Genomic DNA, 17775 nt, shown 5'->3' with positions numbered 1-17775 from the left:
CCCAAAAATAAGAAAATTTTATGCAAGCCACAGCAACAACTTTAGACAACGAGCAGGAAAACCCACCGGTAAACTCACGCAGTAAAGTCGTTATTGCTTCACTGATTGGCACCGCCATCGAGTTCTTCGACTTCTACATTTATGCCACTGCGGCGGTCATCGTTTTCCCCCATATCTTCTTCCCGCAGGGTGATCCAACGGCGGCAACGCTCCAGTCACTGGCGACCTTTGCTATTGCTTTTGTGGCGCGTCCGATTGGTTCAGCGGTCTTTGGTCACTTTGGCGATCGCGTGGGGCGTAAAGTCACCCTGGTCGCCTCACTGATGACGATGGGGATCTCAACCGTACTGATTGGCCTGCTGCCGACGTATGAATCCATTGGCGTGATGGCACCACTGCTGCTGGCGCTGGCCCGTTTTGGTCAGGGTCTGGGCCTCGGCGGCGAATGGGGTGGTGCTGCCCTGCTGGCAACCGAGAACGCCCCGCCACGTAAACGCGCGCTGTATGGCTCCTTCCCGCAGTTAGGCGCACCGATTGGCTTCTTCTTTGCCAATGGTACCTTCCTGCTGCTCTCCTGGCTGCTGACCGACGAGCAGTTCATGAGCTGGGGCTGGCGTGTACCCTTTATCTTCTCAGCCGTGCTGGTGCTGATTGGCCTGTATGTGCGCGTCTCGCTGCATGAGACCCCGGTCTTCGCCAAAATCGCCGCGGCGAAAAAACAGGTGAAAGTACCGCTGGGCACCCTGCTGACCAAACACGTGCGCGTGACGGTGCTCGGCACCTTCATTATGCTGGCGACCTATACGCTGTTCTACATCATGACCGTCTACTCCATGACCTTCAGTACCTCACCGACCGGGCTGGGCCTGCCGCGTAACGAAGTGCTGTGGATGCTGATGATGGCGGTGATTGGTTTTGGCGTGATGGTGCCCATTGCCGGTTTGCTGGCGGATAAATACGGTCGCCGCAAGAGCATGATCGTGATTACCTCGCTGATTATTCTCTTTGCGCTGTTTGTCTTCCCGCCGCTGCTGGGCTCCGGTAATCCGGCGCTGGTGATGGCGTACCTGCTGATAGGCCTGAGCCTGATGGGGCTGACCTTTGGTCCGATGGGCGCGCTGCTGCCGGAGCTGTTCCCGACCGAAGTCCGCTACACCGGGGCATCCTTCTCTTACAACGTGTCGTCGATTCTGGGGGCTTCTGTTGCGCCGTACATCGCAACCTGGCTGCAGGCGAATTACGGTTTAATGTATGTGGGGATTTACCTGGCGGCAATGGCAGCGCTGACGCTTATCGCCTTGATTCTGACTCACGAGACTAAGCACCAGTCTCTGTGATGTGTGTGGGCTGATACCCTCACCCCGGACTCTCCCACCGGGGATCGGTCCCCTCGCCCCTTCGGGGAGAGGGTTAGGGTGAGGGGAAACATGCAGCTTCGACGGTCATTCCGTTCACCTTATGTTCTTTGCTTTTCTGTAGCGACAGAACCCGTGAACGTGCCAGGGTGGCTCACCGTGCACTGAACCCCAGTTCCTGGACACTTTTTTATTCGTGTCTTTCTGCCTGAGCCCGGTATGCCACCGGGCTCATCCCGCCCGTTTTCAGGCTGATCCGTTCGTTATTGTAGTAGCGGATATACACCCTGATATCGCGCTCCAGTTCTTTCACGGAACCGTATTTCTTACGGTAGTACATCTCCACCTTCAGATGGCTGAAGAAGTTTTCTATCACTGCGTTATCAAGACAGTTCCCTTTACGCGACATGCTCTGGGTTATCCCGGCTTTCTCCAGCATTAACCGCCATGCCGGTGTCCGGTAAGCCCAGCCCTGGTCGCTGTGTAATATCAGACCTTCTTTGTGTCTGCCGGCTTTCACTGCCCTTTGCAGCATCCTGCAGACCAGAGGCTGTGACGGGCTGGTCGACATATTCCAGGCCACGATTTCATTGTTGAACAGATCCTGCAGGGCAGACAGATACAGTTTCTGCCCCGCGGCCCGGAACTCCGTCACATCCGTACACCACTTCATCCCACTTCGTTCAGCGCTGAAGTCCCGGGCAAGAAGATTAGAGGATGCCAGCCCGGCATCCGGCATGTACGAGCGATATCTTTTCCGGCGCAGCTGACAGGTCAGGCCGTGTTCTTTCATCAGCCTGCGCACGGTTTTGTGATTGAGCATGAAGCCCTGATCACGCAGCGCTTTTGTCATTCTGCGGTAGCCATAACGCTGAGCATGCCGCTGGCTGATGGCCTTCATCGCGCTGACGGCCTCCGCATAACGTTCAGTATCATGTGCTGGATGCGAGACATGATAATAATACGTGCTGCGTGACAGTCGCGCGGCATACAGCAGGCAGGGCAGCCTGTGTGCCGCCAGTAATGACTGCACTATTCTGGTTTTTTTTGCTGCTCCCTGAGCGCGCTTTCCTCCCTCAGGGCTTTCAGCTTTTTTAAATAAGCATTTTCCGCACGCAGATATTCCAGTTCCCTCTGAAGCTCTCTCGGGGTCATTTCACTGAATGGCTTCGCGCCAGGAATGTACTTTTTCTGTGACATAGCGGGTCCGGGTCTGGCAGAGTGAAGCGCCTTTTTACCCCCTTTCCGGTAACGCCTCATCCAGTCGAGAATAAGGGATTCATTGGGGATAGCGAAGCGCACGGAAGCCTCCGCGTAGCTGCACCTGTTTTCAATGACGTAGCGGACAACGCGGAGCCTGAATTTTGCAGTATAGGCACGGGCAGGACGGTCCTCCAGCCCGGCTTTACCCAGGCGTCTGAAGGCCCGCAGCCAGCGGGTCAGCGGTGTCCTGCCAACACTGAACAGGCGGGCCGTTTCCTTGATAGAGGAATGCCCGGCCATGTAATGCTGAACAGCAGCAAGCCGGATGTGAAAAGGATATTTCATCGTACTGAACCTCCAGACTGAGAAATCTGGTGTCCAGGATCCTGGGTTCAGTGCACCGCCACCACCCTGGCGACCCGGGCTCCCGGCCAGGAAAATCGCCGCTGGCGCGGTGCCCTCAGTGTATGCCTCCAGGCTTATCGGGGACGGGCGAAGGCAACGTCCCTGTAAAGTCGCCCTCGCCGCGCATCCCTGCGCGCCGCCCCGGCCTTACGGATACACTTCAGCGATTTTCAGCCGGACCCAGTCATCGCGGTGACCGTTTTATTCTTACTGGGCAATATTATCGCTGTAAAACATAAGATGACTCGGGATCCTCAGCCCCTCACCCTGACCCTCTCCCCAGAGAGGAGAGGGGACTGTCCGTGCTCGTATTATTTTGTGAGGATCCCTCAGCCTCCGAGGTGAGGGGCAATCACCGCACAACGCTTACTTCTTCATCTGCGACAGTATCGTCCGGCACTGATTCTCATCCCCTTCCGATGGTGACACCAACGCCAGCAGCGCAGCCGCAGGCGTCACTAATGTTGCCAGCGCCGCAGCCACCGCACCGCGCGCAATCAGCGGCCCGGCTTTCACACCGGCCTGCGGATTCTTAAAGCTCCCGCGCACATACAACGGAGAACGCAGCGTCACAATACGGATGCCTTTACTCTCCGGGTCGATGGTTAAATCAAGCTGCTCCGAGGCGAAGCTGGCGCTCCCGGTCACGTTGATCAGTGAGTTTTCCGTATCAAATGCGAAAATTTGCGGACGGGCCACACCATTCACCAGGTTCAGGTTTGCCGCCGCGCAGTTGACCCGCACCTCATCATCGCCAAAGAGCTGCCCGACCAGGTAGTTACCGACGTTCAACCCCACAATCTCCATCAGGTTGCGGCTAATAAGCCCGTCGTTCATCAGCAATTTCAGGTTGCCATTGCTGGTACCGAGCAGTGCTGCCACCGAATTCCCGGTGCCACGGAAATCTGCGTCACCGTTCATTTCACCCAGCGTCTTCTGCATCAGCTCCACATCCGGCATCAGCTCTTTAAGCTTCAGTCGACGTGCCTGAATCTCTGCTCTTCCCTGCATCGGCTTTTTATCGCCTTCAAGACGAATATTGGAGGAGATGGTTCCGCCTGCGAGGCCAAATTTCAACGGGCTCAGCTTCAGGTCCGCGTTCTGCAAAATGATATGGGTAGAGAGATCGCTGATTGGCAGCGAACTGCCGTGCTCGATACGCTTACCTTTAAAGCGTACATCGGCGTCCATGACGTTCCACTTGTCGGTTTCAAAGCGGTCATAGGGCAGCACTTTGCCAGCAGGTTGAACGGTTTTTTCGCCTTTTTTCTGCTCGGCCTGCTTCGATTTTTCCGCGCCTTTACCCGAGTCAACGCCAATCAACGGACCGAGGTCGGCAAGACGCAACTGGCGGGATTCCAGGTCTCCTTCCAGTTTCGGCCGCGGTTTACCGGTGGTGTAGGTCAGCGAGCCGTGAATATCGCTATCGCCGATACGGCCGTTGAAACCGCGATAGTCAAAGACTGAGCTTTTCTCGGTATCAATTTTGGCGACCAGATGCCCGTCCGTTTCAAACGGCGGGGTGTCCGGCAGCAGTACGCCGGTCAGATCATACAGTTCGCCGAGCGAGTCGCCGGCAAACTTGAGTTGCAAGTCCACCCCGCCCATCTTCATCGGGTCGTTGACCTTGCCGACAAAAGCAACGCGGGTATTACCGGAACGAAAATCGGCCTGCACCGGGAATGGTGTTCCTTCGCTGCGTAACGCCAACATACCGCCGATTTTCCCTGTGCCGGTCAGCGGTTGACCGTTGTAACGCCCTTTTGCCTTCAGGCCAAAGACATAGTCTGCCACTTGCCCGTTATCTTTTTTATCGCCCGTGATTTCGTTAAAGGGGACCGGCTTACCGAGGGGATCGATCAGGATTTCGATATCTGCTTTGCTGACCTTATCGTCGACGGTCACCTTGCCCTGATCGAAGAGAATATTGTCCAGCCGGAAAGACCAACTGGAAGGCTGAACATTGGGGTCCTTGTTTTCATCGCTGGCGAAGTTAAAGGTCCAGTTGTTGTTTTTCTCTGACAAACGAATCAGCCGCGCATCCGGCTTTTGCAGCTTGATCCACGGTAGATAGACGGTTTTGGAGAGCAGCGCCAGCGGAGCCAGAGTGGCTTCAACGCGCGGCAGATGCACCATGGTCACTTCAGGGATGTCCGGTGGGTTACCGAGGATAATGTCATCAGCGTGAACGTGCGGCCACGGTATCCAGCTACGCCAGCCGGTCTCCTCTTTTTGCCGCTCCCAGACCACGCCCAAATCACCGCGAATAGCAAACGGTCGGTTAAGCTCAGTAGAGACTTTTTCGTTTATCGTGGGCTTGAGCCGGTTCCAGTCGAAGGTCGCGATGATGATGATCGCCACAACAATCAATAGCAACAGTGTTCCAAGTACTGCGAATAGCGTTTTCCGTGTTTTTGTCATGCGGGCACCCTTTCTTTAAAGCCTTGCCTGTCATAAAGATAGCTGAGGCTGGCAGAAAGGGGGCGATGCTTACAGGTTCAGAATAACGCGGTCGAGCGTATCCAGTGGGACCGGGCGGGAAAGGAAGTAACCTTGAGCGGCAAAAGCCGGAGAATTCTGAACGTCGCGCCACTCTTCCAGGGTCTCAACCCCTTCCACAATGACACCCTGACAGTACCGATTCATCAGTTGCAGCAACAGGGCAAACAGGTTTTGCCCCTCGGGAGTTTTACGCAGCATGATGAACAGGTCGCGAGCGACTTTGATGTAGTCGTAATGCATCTCGCCAAGAGCAGAGAAATTGGCCATCCCGGTGCCAAAATCATCCAACCACAATGGCCCCATATCGCTGATCATCGCGATGGTGGTGTCTTCCGGCAGACGAATGTGCTCGACCAGTTCAAAACGGATCCAGGGAACGGTTTCTATCAGCGCTCTCAGAGCGATGTTCTGACGCATTGCCAGCAACGTCGGACCATCCACGTTGACTGAGGCCAGGATATTATTTTCAGTGAAAAAGTCTTTCTGCTTCGCTAACAGGGCAATCTGCTCATGAACCACATCGACACGCTGGCGCACCGCGACCTCGGAGAAATAGCGATCCGGTGCAATGCGTTCACCCGGTTTACTGGGATGGGTCACCACGGTCAACACTTCAATCGCCATCAGGCGACCGTCGGTTTTGTAGATGGGCTGATAAGTATAAGCACGCTCACACTGCAGCCAGTAACGACGCTCCTGAAGGCTTTCAATGCTTGCCTCAGGATAGTTTAGCCGCTGGATAACCTGCTTTAACTTCATTTCGCATGTCCTGTTGAAGATGAGTACCAGAAAGAACTCGTCACTGGGTTATCGGCGTTGCGACTGATAACTTTATGTCCAGGTTAGCCGCAATATGAAAACGCCGAGCGGAAAATGTGGCTATCTACACAGAATACGCGTTAGCTCAAATAAATAATGGAACGACGTTTTAATATAGTTGACCATGAAACACGCACACAGCACACTATCGTTAATTCATCTGATTCAGGTTCCGGACTATGTCAAAGAAAATTGCCGTGATTGGCGAATGCATGATTGAACTGTCACAAAAAGGCACGGACGTTAATCGTGGCTTTGGTGGCGATACCCTTAATACGTCGGTGTACATCGCCCGTCAGGTCGACGCGGCCGCGCTGTCGGTGCACTACGTGACTGCACTCGGTACGGATAATTTCAGCCAACAGATGCTGGACTCCTGGCAGGCTGAAAACGTGGATACCCGTCTGACACAGCGTATGGAAAACCGCCTTCCGGGCCTGTATTACATCGAAACCGATGAAACCGGCGAGCGCACCTTCTATTACTGGCGTAACGAAGCTGCGGCAAAGTTCTGGCTGGAGAGCGAGCAGTCTGCCGCTATCTGCGAAGAGCTGGCGACCTTTGATTACCTCTACCTGAGCGGCATCAGCCTGGCGATCCTCAGTCCCACCAGCCGCATGAAGCTACTCTCCCTGTTGCAGGAGTGCCGCGCTAACGGCGGTAAGGTGATTTTCGATAATAACTACCGTCCGCGCCTGTGGGCCAGCAAAGAAGAGACCCGTCAGGTCTATCAGCAAATGCTTGCCTGCACCGATATCGCTTTCCTGACCCTGGATGATGAAGACCTGTTGTGGGGCGCATTGCCGGTTGAAGAGGTGATTGCGCGTACCCAGCAGGCTGGCGTAAAAGAAATTGTGATTAAACGCGGTGCCGATTCTTGCCTGGTGGCCATTGAAGGCGAAGCGTTAACAGAGGTGCCAGCGGTGAAACTGCCGAAAGAGAGCGTGGTGGATACGACGGCAGCGGGCGATTCATTCAGCGCCGGTTACCTGGCGGTGCGTCTGACCGGCGGTGATGCCGAAGCGGCAGCCAAACGTGGTCACTTAACCGCCAGTACGGTGATTCAGTATCGCGGGGCGATCATCCCCCGTGACGCGATGCCGAACTAAGACGAGGTTTTTCCCTCACGCCATAAGGGGCGAAGGGACTGCTCGAGCAGGCTGTGGCATGGCTTTTTTCTCACACACCAAAGCGGGAGAGGATCCCCAGTCATACTACGTTTTAAAGCGATAACATAGCTGAATGAGAACACAACAGTCACCGCGATGACTGGGTCCGGCTGAAAATCGACGAAGCGTATCCGTAAGGCCGGGGCGACGCGCAGGGATGCGCGGCGAGGGCGACTTTACATGGACGTTACCTTCGCCCGTCCCCGATAAGCCTGAAGGCATACGCTGAGTGGACCGCGCCAGCGGCGATTTTCCTGGCCGGGAGCCCGGGTCGCCAGGGCGGTGGCGGTGAACCGCCCTGGCACGTTCACGGGTTCTGGAGCGATAGAAAAGCAAGGAACATAAGGTGAACGGCATGACCCTCAGAGCCGCATGTTCCCCCTCACCCTAACCCTCTCCCTCAAGGGAGAGGGAATCGATTGTGCTCGCTTTTTTTTGTGGGGATTACGACTTTGGCGGAATATCCGACACATCAGAATGAGGCTCGTCGTTACCCACCGTTGTGGCAACCGGCGCCGCTTCACCGGTTGACATCAACGTCTCCCAGTTTGCCTGCAAATCCTTCATGTTGAATTCCGGCTCACCCTTCGGCTGAAGCAGAATCAAAGCCATATCCTGTGAAAGCTGCGAACGCAGATCCTGATTCAGCTCCTCTTTGGTCAACGAGGCGAGGAAGTTTTGCCGCAGCTTTTGATACTGTTCTGGTGCGATATCCACAACCTGGTTTTGCAACGAACGCATCCGCTGGCTGATCAAAATATCGGTATCAGTACGGGCATAGGTAGCAAACAGCTTCTGCAACTCCAGATTCTTCTGCGCGACCAGCGCATTAAACTCTTCCTCTGGCAGGCCGTTGTCGCGGACTTTTGCCAGCTCGCGGGCAACCGTACCTAAATTGCTCTGCAGTTTTTCGTTTGGCGAATCCAGATTGATAGCGCATTGCGCACGCTGGAACAGCACGCGGCAGTCAAAACCGAGGCCAATATCTTTGTTATTTGCTTTGGTCAGATACTGCTGCAGGTGCCAGAACAGGGCTTCACGGGCGAGATCTTCACGCCAGTAACGCTGCAACGCGGCTGATTCGCGGATCGGTTGCCACGCGGTATCCCACATAATCGCGAGTCGGTCCTGCTGCACCGTCTCGGTCATGATGCTCACCGGCTGACGTGGCAGCGGTGATAATGTCGGGACGGGGGCCGGGGTTTCACGTTTGCCTTTCAGGTCACCAAAGACTTTGTTGATTTGCTCGGTCACGTTACGGGTATCGACGTTACCGACCACAATCAGGGTCATTGCATCCGGGGTATACCATTTGTGATGAAAGGCCTGAAGCTGTTTGGCCTCCAGGGGGTGCTTGAGCGATTCCGCCGGATCGTGTCCTAACAAGGACGAGCCCTTAAGGCGATAGCGCCACCAGCTGTCTTTGGTATTGCCAGGCCAGGTCGCAACCATGTCTTCGCTTGCCAGCGCGTGATTCACCGTTTCAGGGGTGATTGCCAGTCTGCCCGTGCTGTCTGACAGCCACTGAAGCGCCTCTTTCAGCAGATCGTTGCGGTTGTTGGGCAAGCTCAGACTAAAAATCGTGTATTCATAGGACACCAGCGCGGGCGGCAGCGGCCGCTTCGGATCAATGGCTTGCTGCCAGAGTGAGCGCACTTGTGCCGGTTGCAGGCTGCCGCTGTGGGTCAGCGCGATGCGGGGAATAAAATGGCTGAAACCGGTTTGCTGCGTACTCTCGGTCAGCGAACCGGTATCAATAGACAGGCGAACCTCAACACGGTCGCTGGGACGTTGCGGCGTGGCGAGAACCTGCCACTGTAAACCGTTTGATAATGTCCCTTGTTGCCAGGCCGGATCTGGCTGGAGTGCTTCTGCCTGCACATAACCGACAGCCGCCAGCATCAGCAAACCGCCTGTTAACAATCGAATTTTTGTGCCCTGCATGGGAACCCCTAATCAACATTCCTGGTTAAAAAGTCAGCCCCGCTAAGGTAGGAGCCGAAGATACATAACACTCCGGTGTTAGACCTCGCAAAAGCGAAAATGTCACACCGCAATATGAAATATCCCGACGAATTTGCTTCGTACGTTAGCGGTCCAGGGGTCAATTATGCTCAGGCACCCGCAGCCCGACAAGGGCTACGGGCTTAAGTGGCGAAATTATGAGGATATTTCGCCTGTTTTGCTGCTTGTCGCACGATTATCCAGCGTATCGACGAGTTTTTTCTGATCCAGCTCTTTCACCCATTTCGCCACCACGATGGTGGCCACACCGTTGCCGACCAGGTTAGTCAGCGCGCGCGCTTCGGACATGAAACGGTCAATCCCCAGAATCAACGCCAGCCCGGCAACCGGTAAATGCCCCACCGCCGAGATGGTCGCTGCCAGCACAATAAACCCACTGCCGGTCACGCCTGCCGCCCCTTTTGAAGAGAGCAATAACACCACCAGCAGCGTGATCTGATGGAAAATATCCATGTGGCTGTTGGTCGCCTGCGCAATAAACACCGCCGCCATCGTTAGATAAATGGAGGTGCCATCGAGGTTGAACGAATAGCCGGTAGGAATGACCAGCCCCACGACCGACTTACGGCAGCCGAGGCGCTCCATTTTTTCCAGCATACGCGGCAGCGCCGACTCCGAAGAGGAGGTACCGAGCACGATCAGCAGCTCTTCACGGATATAGCGGATAAACTTGAAAATGTTAAAGCCAGTCGCGCGGGCGATAGAGCCGAGCACCACCACCACAAACAGAATACAGGTGATGTAGAAGCAGATAATCAACTGCCCCAGCTGCACCAGCGTACCCACGCCGTATTTACCGATGGTGAACGCCATTGCGCCAAACGCGCCAATCGGCGCCAGACGCATAATGAAGTTGATAATGCCGAAGATGACCTGCGAAAAGCTTTCAATGACGTTGAAAATGAGCTGACCCTTGCTGCCCAGGCGGTGCAGCGCAAAGCCGAACAGCACCGCGAACAGCAGCACCTGCAGAATATTACCGCTGGCAAACGCACCGATCACGCTGGAAGGAATAACATCTAACAAGAAAGCCACAATGCCTTGCTGCTGTGCCTGCTCGGCGTAGACCGCTACCGCTTTGGCGTCCAGCGTCGCCGGATCAACGTTCATACCGGCGCCCGGCTGCACCACGTTCACAATCACCAGGCCTATAATCAGCGCCAGCGTACTGACCACTTCAAAATAGAGCAGCGCCACCGCACCCGTGCGGCCTACCGCCTTCATGCTTTCCATACCTGCGATGCCCGTCACTACCGTACAAAAAATCACCGGGGCAATAATCATTTTGATGAGCTTAACGAACGCATCACCCAGCGGTTTCATTTGCGTGCCAATATCCGGGTAAAAATGGCCGAGCAAAATACCGATAGCGATAGCCGTCAGCACCTGAAAGTAGAGACTTTTGAACAGAGTGGTTTTCATAGGGTGTCCTTGAGGTTTAAACCACAGGCTTTGTAGGGAGTTCTCGCGCCTGCGGATTAAAAATAACACCCGTAAAACATGACAGAAATAAACTTACATCAAATTTGAAACAATGATGTTAAGAAATTAGAGCTGACTCGTACAAGCCAGCCTGCATTCATCCCTTTTCAGTCTTATCTGAAAGGGTCAAGTAACGTGATTCAAACGCTTCAGGCCTCACCGCTTTATCGAATAAAAAGCCCTGCGCCATTTCCACTCCCGCCCCGGCCAACCAGTCACGTTGCGCCTCGGTTTCCACCCCTTCTGCAATAATCTGCAGATCCAGACTGCGCGCCATATGAATGATGGAGGCCACCATACTGCTGTCCTCCGGCAGCCCCTCGACAAATATCTTGTCGATTTTAAGCAGGTCAACCGGCAGCGACTTCATATGCTGCAGTTGGCGTAACCCGGCATAGCCCATACCAAAGTCGTCCAGTGCGATTTGCACCCCGGCATTACGCAACGGACGCAGAATCGCCACCGCCGCATGGGGGTCGTCTATGCGGCGACTCTCCGTCACTTCGAGAATCAGCTTATTTGGCTGAATACGGTAGCGATTGAGCAGTTCAAGCAGGTCCGGCACCATGTTGTGATGCATCAGTTGTAACGCGGAAAGGTTGACCGACAGCGGCATCGTGAGCCCTTTCTCCTGCCACGCCGCCAGCAGACGACAGGACTCTTCCAGCACCCAGTAGCCCACCGTCACCATCAGGCCACAGGACTCGATGCGCTCAATTAATCCTTCCGGCAGATCCCAGCTTCCGTCCGGCTGCTCCATACGCAGCAGCGCTTCGGCGCTGACCACCTGACCGGTCGCGAGATCCACCTGCGGCTGTAGCCAGATGGCAAATTTCTGCTGGTCGAGGGCGTTGAGAATATCGCTCTCTTCGGTCAGCCGCTTTTGCGCCTCTTCCATCTGCTCGGGGTCAAAGAACTGAATCTGATTTTTCCCTTTGCGCCGTGCGGTAAAGGCTGCTGATGCAGCGCGACGATAGAACTGCTCGGCATTCATGTCGCCATAGAACATCGCCACCCCAATGCTGGCGCTTGGGCGCAACTGGATGCCATGCATCGGCAGACGCTCATTAATCACCGTGAGCACTTGCTGGCCCAACGTAATGGCATGCCAGGGCTCTTTCACCCCATGCGCGACGATCGCAAAATCATACGCGCTGACCTGGGTCAGCACCATGCGCGGCGCCAGTACCGATTTAAGTTTCTCGACCAGCGTCAGCAGCAGTATTTCCCGCTGCGCCTCTTTCAGCACACCCGCCGTCTCCTGCAACGTTTCACAGGCAACAAACATCAGCGCGGTGGTTTTCTGTTGGGTCACCACCTGCTCAAGTAACGCCATCAAAAAGGCTTTATTGGGCAGATCGGAAACCGGGAACTGCATGGACTGGATATTCAGTTCATCGTGCTGGCGCAGCAGGTTTTGCTGATTGCGGTTATAGCTGCGCACCAGGCTGCCAATTTCATCATCGTGATGGTGACGCGGCAGCGGAAGCTGATGGCCGAACTGATCCTGAAGCGGAAGTTCATGCAGCTCACGGGCGATTTTGCGCAGCGGATGCACAATCAAACGATTAATACACCAGGTGATAGACACCGTCATAATCAGCGTCAGAAGTAAGTAAGCAGTTACTAACGTAGAAAGCGTACTCATCACAAATTTGTAGACCCGATAAGAGTCCGCCTCCAGCACCAGGTAAGCCAGCGGCTGGGGGTTCGCAGGGCGTTGCAGGGAATAGATGGGGAGCGAAATCTGGATCGGCAGTTCGAAGACGCGCGCCAGCATCATCGGCACCGGACGTTCTGGAATAAAGCGCACCCGTAATGCCTGGAATTGATTGGGCAGCACCACGTCGGCGCGACTGACCACCCCTGCGGGCTTAATTTGCCTGATAATGGCTTCCGCTTCGGGGATGTCGGCTTTCAGAATAGCTTCCGACAGGGGTTCACGTACCGAGCGGGCAATACTTTCCAGTTGCGTAGCCGTGTTGTAGCGGTTTTGCTGAACAAAGTGAAACAGCAAAGTCACGCAAAAAATCAAAATAAACACCATCGCCACGGCAAATACCGCAGCCATCTGTTTAATGGTTAAAGAACGGCTGACACGCAAGTTGACTCTCCAGAGATACACAAAAAGCAGGTCTTCGGCTCAGGACACTGCCGCCAGAGTATACTCTATCGCGCCCTTATTGAGCTAAACCGGTGAACAGTTTGTACACCCAGGAAAACTCCTTATTTTACCAGTCAGCATACGGGGTCAGCGTTTGCGGCGGCATATCCATATCGCCCTGCCATCCGCCTGCGGAATAGCGGACAAACATCATGCCCTGGCTTGGGGTGTAGTCTTTTGCCTGTTGAATATTCACGCCGAGCCCTACCGACCAGTTGGAGGTAATTCTCCGCTCAATCAGCGCCTGCGCCGTATAACCCACACCGCGGGATGAACCGCCGCTCTCAATGGCGTCTCTGGCATCCGCCTTGTAGGCGGCAGGAATCAGCCCCATCAGAGGGTAGCTTGGCTGCGACGCACTGCGTGAATGTGACCAGGAGACCGAGCCTCCCACTTCCCATGACCAGTTTTCGGTGCGCTGCCGCCAGGTCACCGGCACGGCAAAGGACAGGTACTCTTGCGGGCTGTAGTAACCGCCCTGGCCCAGAGTGTAGTGGCTCAGATCCTTATCATAGTGCCAGATCATATTGCTCAGACCGACGGTCACCCGGCGATTATTCTCGTTAATCAGTTTGTAGTAGTAACCCGCCATCCAGCGCACGCGCCAGTTATCGGCAACGTTTTTCCCCGTCAGTTGGTCAGCCCCGAGCGAGGCCCAAACGCCGTTCGCTTCCCCGCGATCGTAACTCATGCTGGCCGTCGCACCGTTTGCGCGAACACCGCCCCAGGTGGTGCCAGGATGATCGTCGTGGGCATTATCCTGCTGGCCGCCAAAGGCCAGCAGCGAACTGGATACCGGACGACGATGGACGTTCAGCGTGTAGCCAATCTGCCCGATATCATCGCTGTAGCTGAGGCCGCCGACCACATCGACCACATTAAAACCGATTGGCGTGGTGCCGATATCCATATCCCAGGTGTCGTTGCGCCACCCCACGGCAACGCTGGCACCGGTATCTTTCTGGGTACGGTGCCCGGAGACGCAATCCGATAAATTACAGGTCCCCCAGTTGGGCGACCAGCTACCGTCTGAATCTTTTGCAAAGGTACCGGCATTCATGGTGACCCTGTCAGTACGGAAGAACATCCGCCCATCCGCCAGCGGCGCATCAGCCTGCAGCATTGTGGTGTGCGCTTTCAGATCGGAATAACCGCCGGTCCCGCTGGAGCCCCAGTAGTTATGTTGCAGAGTGACATTGACATCCTGTTGACGATAGAGGTCAGCGGCATCGCTGCGTACACCGCGTTTCAGCCAGTCATCTCGCGCGTCGTTACGCGTCAGCAGGGTAAAGGCGTCATTGCTGGCAGGACGCGAGGGGGTAATTCCGGCAGCGATCATCGCCTCTTTATAGGTGTCCAGCGCCTGTTTTGGCTGGCCGGTGCTCGCCTGGAAACGGGCAGCATCACGCAACACCAGCGCGCTCTCCATGGAGGGAGGCTGAGATTTTGCCCGCGGCACGATGTTTTCGAAGGTCTGCTGCGCACGTTGGGTATCGCCCAGTTGGGCCTGTACCAGCGCGACACGGCGCTCAGTATTGATGGAGGGGATGACCGTCGGTGCCGGTGCTGGCAGTTTCGCCAGCGTCTCGCGCGCCGCCATGCGGTTACCCTCTGCCGCATAGATTTCCGCCAGCCCCAGCAGCGCATCGTCATTGGCCGGTTCACGTGCCAGTACAGACTGATAGCGGGACGTCGCTTCGCTGTTATCACCCCGCTGTTGCGCCCAGTCCGCCAGCGTCAGTTCAATGCGGGTCGAGTCCGGTTGTTGCCTGAGGAAGGCTTCCGCCTCGGCTTCATGCCCGCCGTCGCGAAGCTGATTGGCCCGCGCCAGCATCTGGTTAGATTCCAGCCGGTTTGCCAGCTCCTGAATGTTACTGTTCCACTTCGCTTTCGGCAGCGTATTCAGGTGGGCAAGGGCGGCGCTTTCCTGATTATTACCGGAAAGATAGAGCCCATACGCGTACACCTGCTCGGCATCGCCTGGCTTTTCACGGGCCAGATTACGCATCTGTGCATCGGCGGCAATTTGCTGCCCGGCGGCGCGCAGATCGCTTGCCAGACGGTAGTTCACCCACACGCTGCCAGGGTCCAGCGCAAGACGGCGACGTTGCAGTTCTGCGGCCTGGGCAAAATTCCCCTGATTCTCCAGACGCTCCGCCTCTTGTGAGAGAGTGTCGTTGGTCATGCTGCGTTCAATATCATCAATGCTGCGTCGCTGGCTGGCGGAGAGCGTCTGGATAAAGGCGGTCGCTTTCTCCGCTGACTGCGCACGATAGATATTGGCAAGGCCACGCACGGCGTTGGTGTTCCCTCTGTCCATGCGCAGTGCCTGCTGGTAAAAACGTTCTGCGGACGCCGAATCATTACGTGCCATCGCCGCATCGCCCAGCCCCAGCACCGCGTAGCTGTCGGTGTTATCTATGCTTCTGGCCCGTTGGTAATAGCGTTCTGCCTGGTCGGGATTTTTCGCTGCCAGCTGCGCGTCGCCCTGCTGAATCAGCAGCCAGTAGCGGTTGACCTTGAGCAGGCTGTCCCATTTGCCCCGGTTATCACTGTTCGGATCGAGCGCAATGGCTTTTTCAAACTGCGCCACCGCGCTGGCGCGATCCCCGCGCTGGGAGTAAGCCTGGCCCAGCGCGCCGACGGCTTCGCTGTCCTGATGATTTTTACTGACCGCCTGCTGCAACTCCGCAACCGCACTGCCGCCCTTCCCGGCTTCCACGGCGGCCAGGCCGCGTGCCCGTGCACGGAATTCAGGATCGGCCAGTTGCTTCTGTTGCGCATCCAGCTGCTGGCGCGCCGCCACAACGGTATCTCCTTCGCTAAAGACGCTTAAAAAACGCTTCAGCGCCGCGACGCTGTTGTCACTGACCGTCATGCCCTGAATTTGCTGATACCAGATGACTGCGGCGGCATCGCGTCCGGTATTATTTTTCGCCATCTGCTCAAGGACGGCATAGCCCTCTTCGCTTCGCCCGTCCGCAATCAACATCCGCGCAAGCGCGCTTTGCAGATCGGCGTTGCCGGGGCTGCTGGCATTAATGGCTTTTAATTGATTCACCGCTTCAGTATGGCGGACCGGAATTTTAGCGACCTGGCTCCAGTATTCAGTCGCCAGGTCACCGTCAGGCGGCGCGCCATTAAACAGGCTTTCATAGGCGGCAATGGCTTCTGGCGCATGCCCGGTCGCCGCCTGCAGGCGGGCCTGCTGCAACGCCTGACGCCCTTGTGGGGTCGACAGCGTCATCTGCGTTTTCGACGCTTTATAGGCAGAAGATGTCGGGGCAAGCGTGGCCAGCCGGTCGAGCTGTTTCTGGGCGCCCGCGCTGTCGCCCTGGCGTAACAGATAGCGCAGGCGCGCGGCAATCACGTCCGGGTCATCGGGTGCCATGAGTTCCAGACGGTAGAGCGACTGGCGCACAAGATCTTCGCGTTTACTGGTCTCACCCAGGCGCACCTGCTCCAGCAGTTGTTGCTGTGCGGACGGAGCCGCATGGGCAATGGGCATCAGAGCAATGCCCAGCGATAAACTCAGAAGACTCAATGAGAAGTTGCGCATGCCTGGCCCCAGTCAGGTTGTAACTCACCACGAGGGGTGAAGCGGAAACGGTGCTCGTCCCAGCCCTGACCAAACAGCGCCAGGACGTAATTGTAATAGGCATCGTTGCCGGGAAAATGGTCTGCCACGCGCTGGCGCTGTATTGCCTGGGCGTCACGGTCTTGTAAAAACGGCAGCAGCATGGCGGAGAACCCCGGCGGGCCGTCGCCCTTCGCTTTGCCGGTGGCCACGTCCACCTCTTCTGGCGGCAGGCCGTTTTTGGCAACCAGTGCTGCCATCGGTTTAAGCCGCGTCAGCAAACGGGCCTTTTGCGGGTCCTTGTCATGCATCATGCCCACCCAGCCATAAACGCGAATGGCATCGTAATTACTGACAAGGGTTTTCTCGGACTTAAGCTGCCAGCCGCTGTTTTTTTGATAACGCACCCAGTCCGGTGAAAATCCTTTTGGCGCGGTCTCAAGAAGCAGGCGCAGGTTGGTTTCACGCAGCGTGGTCCAGGGCGCGCCATAGCGGCTAAAATATTGCGCCAACTGCGGCGGTAAATAGCTTGGGTTAAAGCGCCAGACCGCTTTATCTGCAAAACCGACACGACCGGGTAATAGCATCGAACCCAGACCCGGCACGGTGACAACCTCTTCTTTGGCAATACGCGACAACAGCGCTTTACCTGTTCGGCTGTACGCCGGCATGTTCCATAATCGCCCGGCTTCCAGCAGCGACCAGGCTATCCAGACGTCGCCATCCGCAGCGGAATTATCGTCGAGCACCGCCCAGTCATTGTCGTTTTTCTTGCCCCACAGCCAGGCCGGGAGGTGGGCGCTCAAATCTCCCTGCGCCAGATTGTTTTGCGTCCAGTTCAGGAGGAGGTCAAACGCCTGCCGATCGTTGGCGGCGAGGGCAAAAAACAGGGCGTAACTTTGCCCTTCAGAGGTGGTGATTTTGCGGGCATCGCTGGGATCGATGACCCGCCCGCCATCACTGATGTAGTGCTGTTTGAAGTTCTCCCAGGCCGGCCAGCTACAGGCGGCGCGAACCTGCACCGCCGCCAGCATCAGCGCCGCCATCACTATCAAGCGTAGCGCTTTCATCACA

General features: G+C 56.1%; 10 protein-coding genes. 2 read left to right on the top strand and 8 right to left on the bottom strand.

What is annotated here, in order from left to right; translation table 11 throughout:
- Positions 1-20 precede the first annotated feature (20 nt).
- A complete protein-coding gene (locus ACUY4Q_RS01165) occupies positions 21-1337 on the top strand; it encodes an MFS transporter (RefSeq protein WP_458045326.1) in 1317 nt (438 codons plus the stop codon).
- Between the two features lie 208 nt (positions 1338-1545).
- On the opposite strand, the gene ACUY4Q_RS01160 is transcribed toward ACUY4Q_RS01165, so the two are convergent.
- The 3 genes from ACUY4Q_RS01160 to pdeH all read right to left on the bottom strand — a co-directional run bounded on the left by ACUY4Q_RS01160 (position 1546) and on the right by pdeH (position 6224).
- A protein-coding gene (locus tag ACUY4Q_RS01160; RefSeq protein ID WP_458043069.1) for an IS3 family transposase occupies positions 1546-2903 on the bottom strand; the annotation gives its coding sequence in 2 pieces (ribosomal slippage) (positions 1546-2453 and positions 2453-2903; 1359 coding nt in all).
- 426 nt (positions 2904-3329) lie between these two features.
- A complete protein-coding gene (locus tag ACUY4Q_RS01155) occupies positions 3330-5384 on the bottom strand; it encodes an AsmA family protein (protein ID WP_458045325.1) in 2055 nt (684 codons plus the stop codon).
- Between the two features lie 69 nt (positions 5385-5453).
- On the bottom strand, positions 5454-6224 hold the full coding sequence (gene pdeH, locus ACUY4Q_RS01150; protein ID WP_458045324.1) for a cyclic-guanylate-specific phosphodiesterase: 771 nt from the start codon (positions 6222-6224) through the stop codon (positions 5454-5456).
- A gap of 239 nt (positions 6225-6463) precedes the next feature.
- On the opposite strand from pdeH, the gene kdgK reads away from it, so the two are divergent.
- Positions 6464-7393: a 2-dehydro-3-deoxygluconokinase gene (gene kdgK / locus ACUY4Q_RS01145; protein ID WP_458045323.1), complete on the top strand. Its 930-nt coding sequence runs from the start codon at positions 6464-6466 to the stop codon at positions 7391-7393.
- Between the two features lie 504 nt (positions 7394-7897).
- Here the strand turns inward: kdgK and ACUY4Q_RS01140 are convergent.
- The 5 genes from ACUY4Q_RS01140 to bcsZ all read right to left on the bottom strand — a co-directional run bounded on the left by ACUY4Q_RS01140 (position 7898) and on the right by bcsZ (position 17771).
- A complete protein-coding gene (locus ACUY4Q_RS01140; protein WP_458045322.1) occupies positions 7898-9397 on the bottom strand; it encodes a M16 family metallopeptidase in 1500 nt (499 codons plus the stop codon).
- A 216-nt stretch (positions 9398-9613) separates the two neighbouring features.
- Positions 9614-10900: a dicarboxylate/amino acid:cation symporter gene (locus tag ACUY4Q_RS01135; RefSeq protein ID WP_458045321.1), complete on the bottom strand. Its 1287-nt coding sequence runs from the start codon at positions 10898-10900 to the stop codon at positions 9614-9616.
- Between the two features lie 157 nt (positions 10901-11057).
- A complete protein-coding gene (gene hmsP / locus ACUY4Q_RS01130; RefSeq protein ID WP_458045320.1) occupies positions 11058-13064 on the bottom strand; it encodes a biofilm formation regulator HmsP in 2007 nt (668 codons plus the stop codon).
- A 127-nt stretch (positions 13065-13191) separates the two neighbouring features.
- On the bottom strand, positions 13192-16683 hold the full coding sequence (gene bcsC, locus ACUY4Q_RS01125; protein WP_458045319.1) for a cellulose synthase complex outer membrane protein BcsC: 3492 nt from the start codon (positions 16681-16683) through the stop codon (positions 13192-13194).
- Positions 16665-17771 (bottom strand): cellulose synthase complex periplasmic endoglucanase BcsZ, encoded by a 1107-nt coding sequence (gene bcsZ / locus ACUY4Q_RS01120; protein ID WP_458047226.1) that lies wholly within the window; start codon positions 17769-17771, stop codon positions 16665-16667. The genes bcsC and bcsZ overlap by 19 nt, the downstream gene beginning before the upstream one ends.
- Positions 17772-17775 lie beyond the last annotated feature (4 nt).

The sequence above is a fragment of the Phytobacter cepae genome (assembly GCF_054165735.1).
Note: the sequence above shows the minus strand (reverse complement) of the source record. Positions and strands in the feature narration are given on the sequence as shown.

Bases quoted from the DNA above. Each gene is read 5' to 3' on its own strand.
- bcsC (WP_458045319.1), bottom strand. From the start codon at position 16,683: ATGCGCAACTTCTCATTGAGTCTTCTGAGTTTATCGCTGGGCATTGCT.
- bcsZ (WP_458047226.1), bottom strand. From the start codon at position 17,771: ATGAAAGCGCTACGCTTGATAGTGATGGCGGCGCTGATGCTGGCGGCG.
- ACUY4Q_RS01140 (WP_458045322.1), bottom strand. From the start codon at position 9,397: ATGCAGGGCACAAAAATTCGATTGTTAACAGGCGGTTTGCTGATGCTG.
- kdgK (WP_458045323.1), top strand. From the start codon at position 6,464: ATGTCAAAGAAAATTGCCGTGATTGGCGAATGCATGATTGAACTGTCA.
- ACUY4Q_RS01155 (WP_458045325.1), bottom strand. From the start codon at position 5,384: ATGACAAAAACACGGAAAACGCTATTCGCAGTACTTGGAACACTGTTG.
- ACUY4Q_RS01165 (WP_458045326.1), top strand. From the start codon at position 21: ATGCAAGCCACAGCAACAACTTTAGACAACGAGCAGGAAAACCCACCG.
- pdeH (WP_458045324.1), bottom strand. From the start codon at position 6,224: ATGAAGTTAAAGCAGGTTATCCAGCGGCTAAACTATCCTGAGGCAAGC.
- ACUY4Q_RS01135 (WP_458045321.1), bottom strand. From the start codon at position 10,900: ATGAAAACCACTCTGTTCAAAAGTCTCTACTTTCAGGTGCTGACGGCT.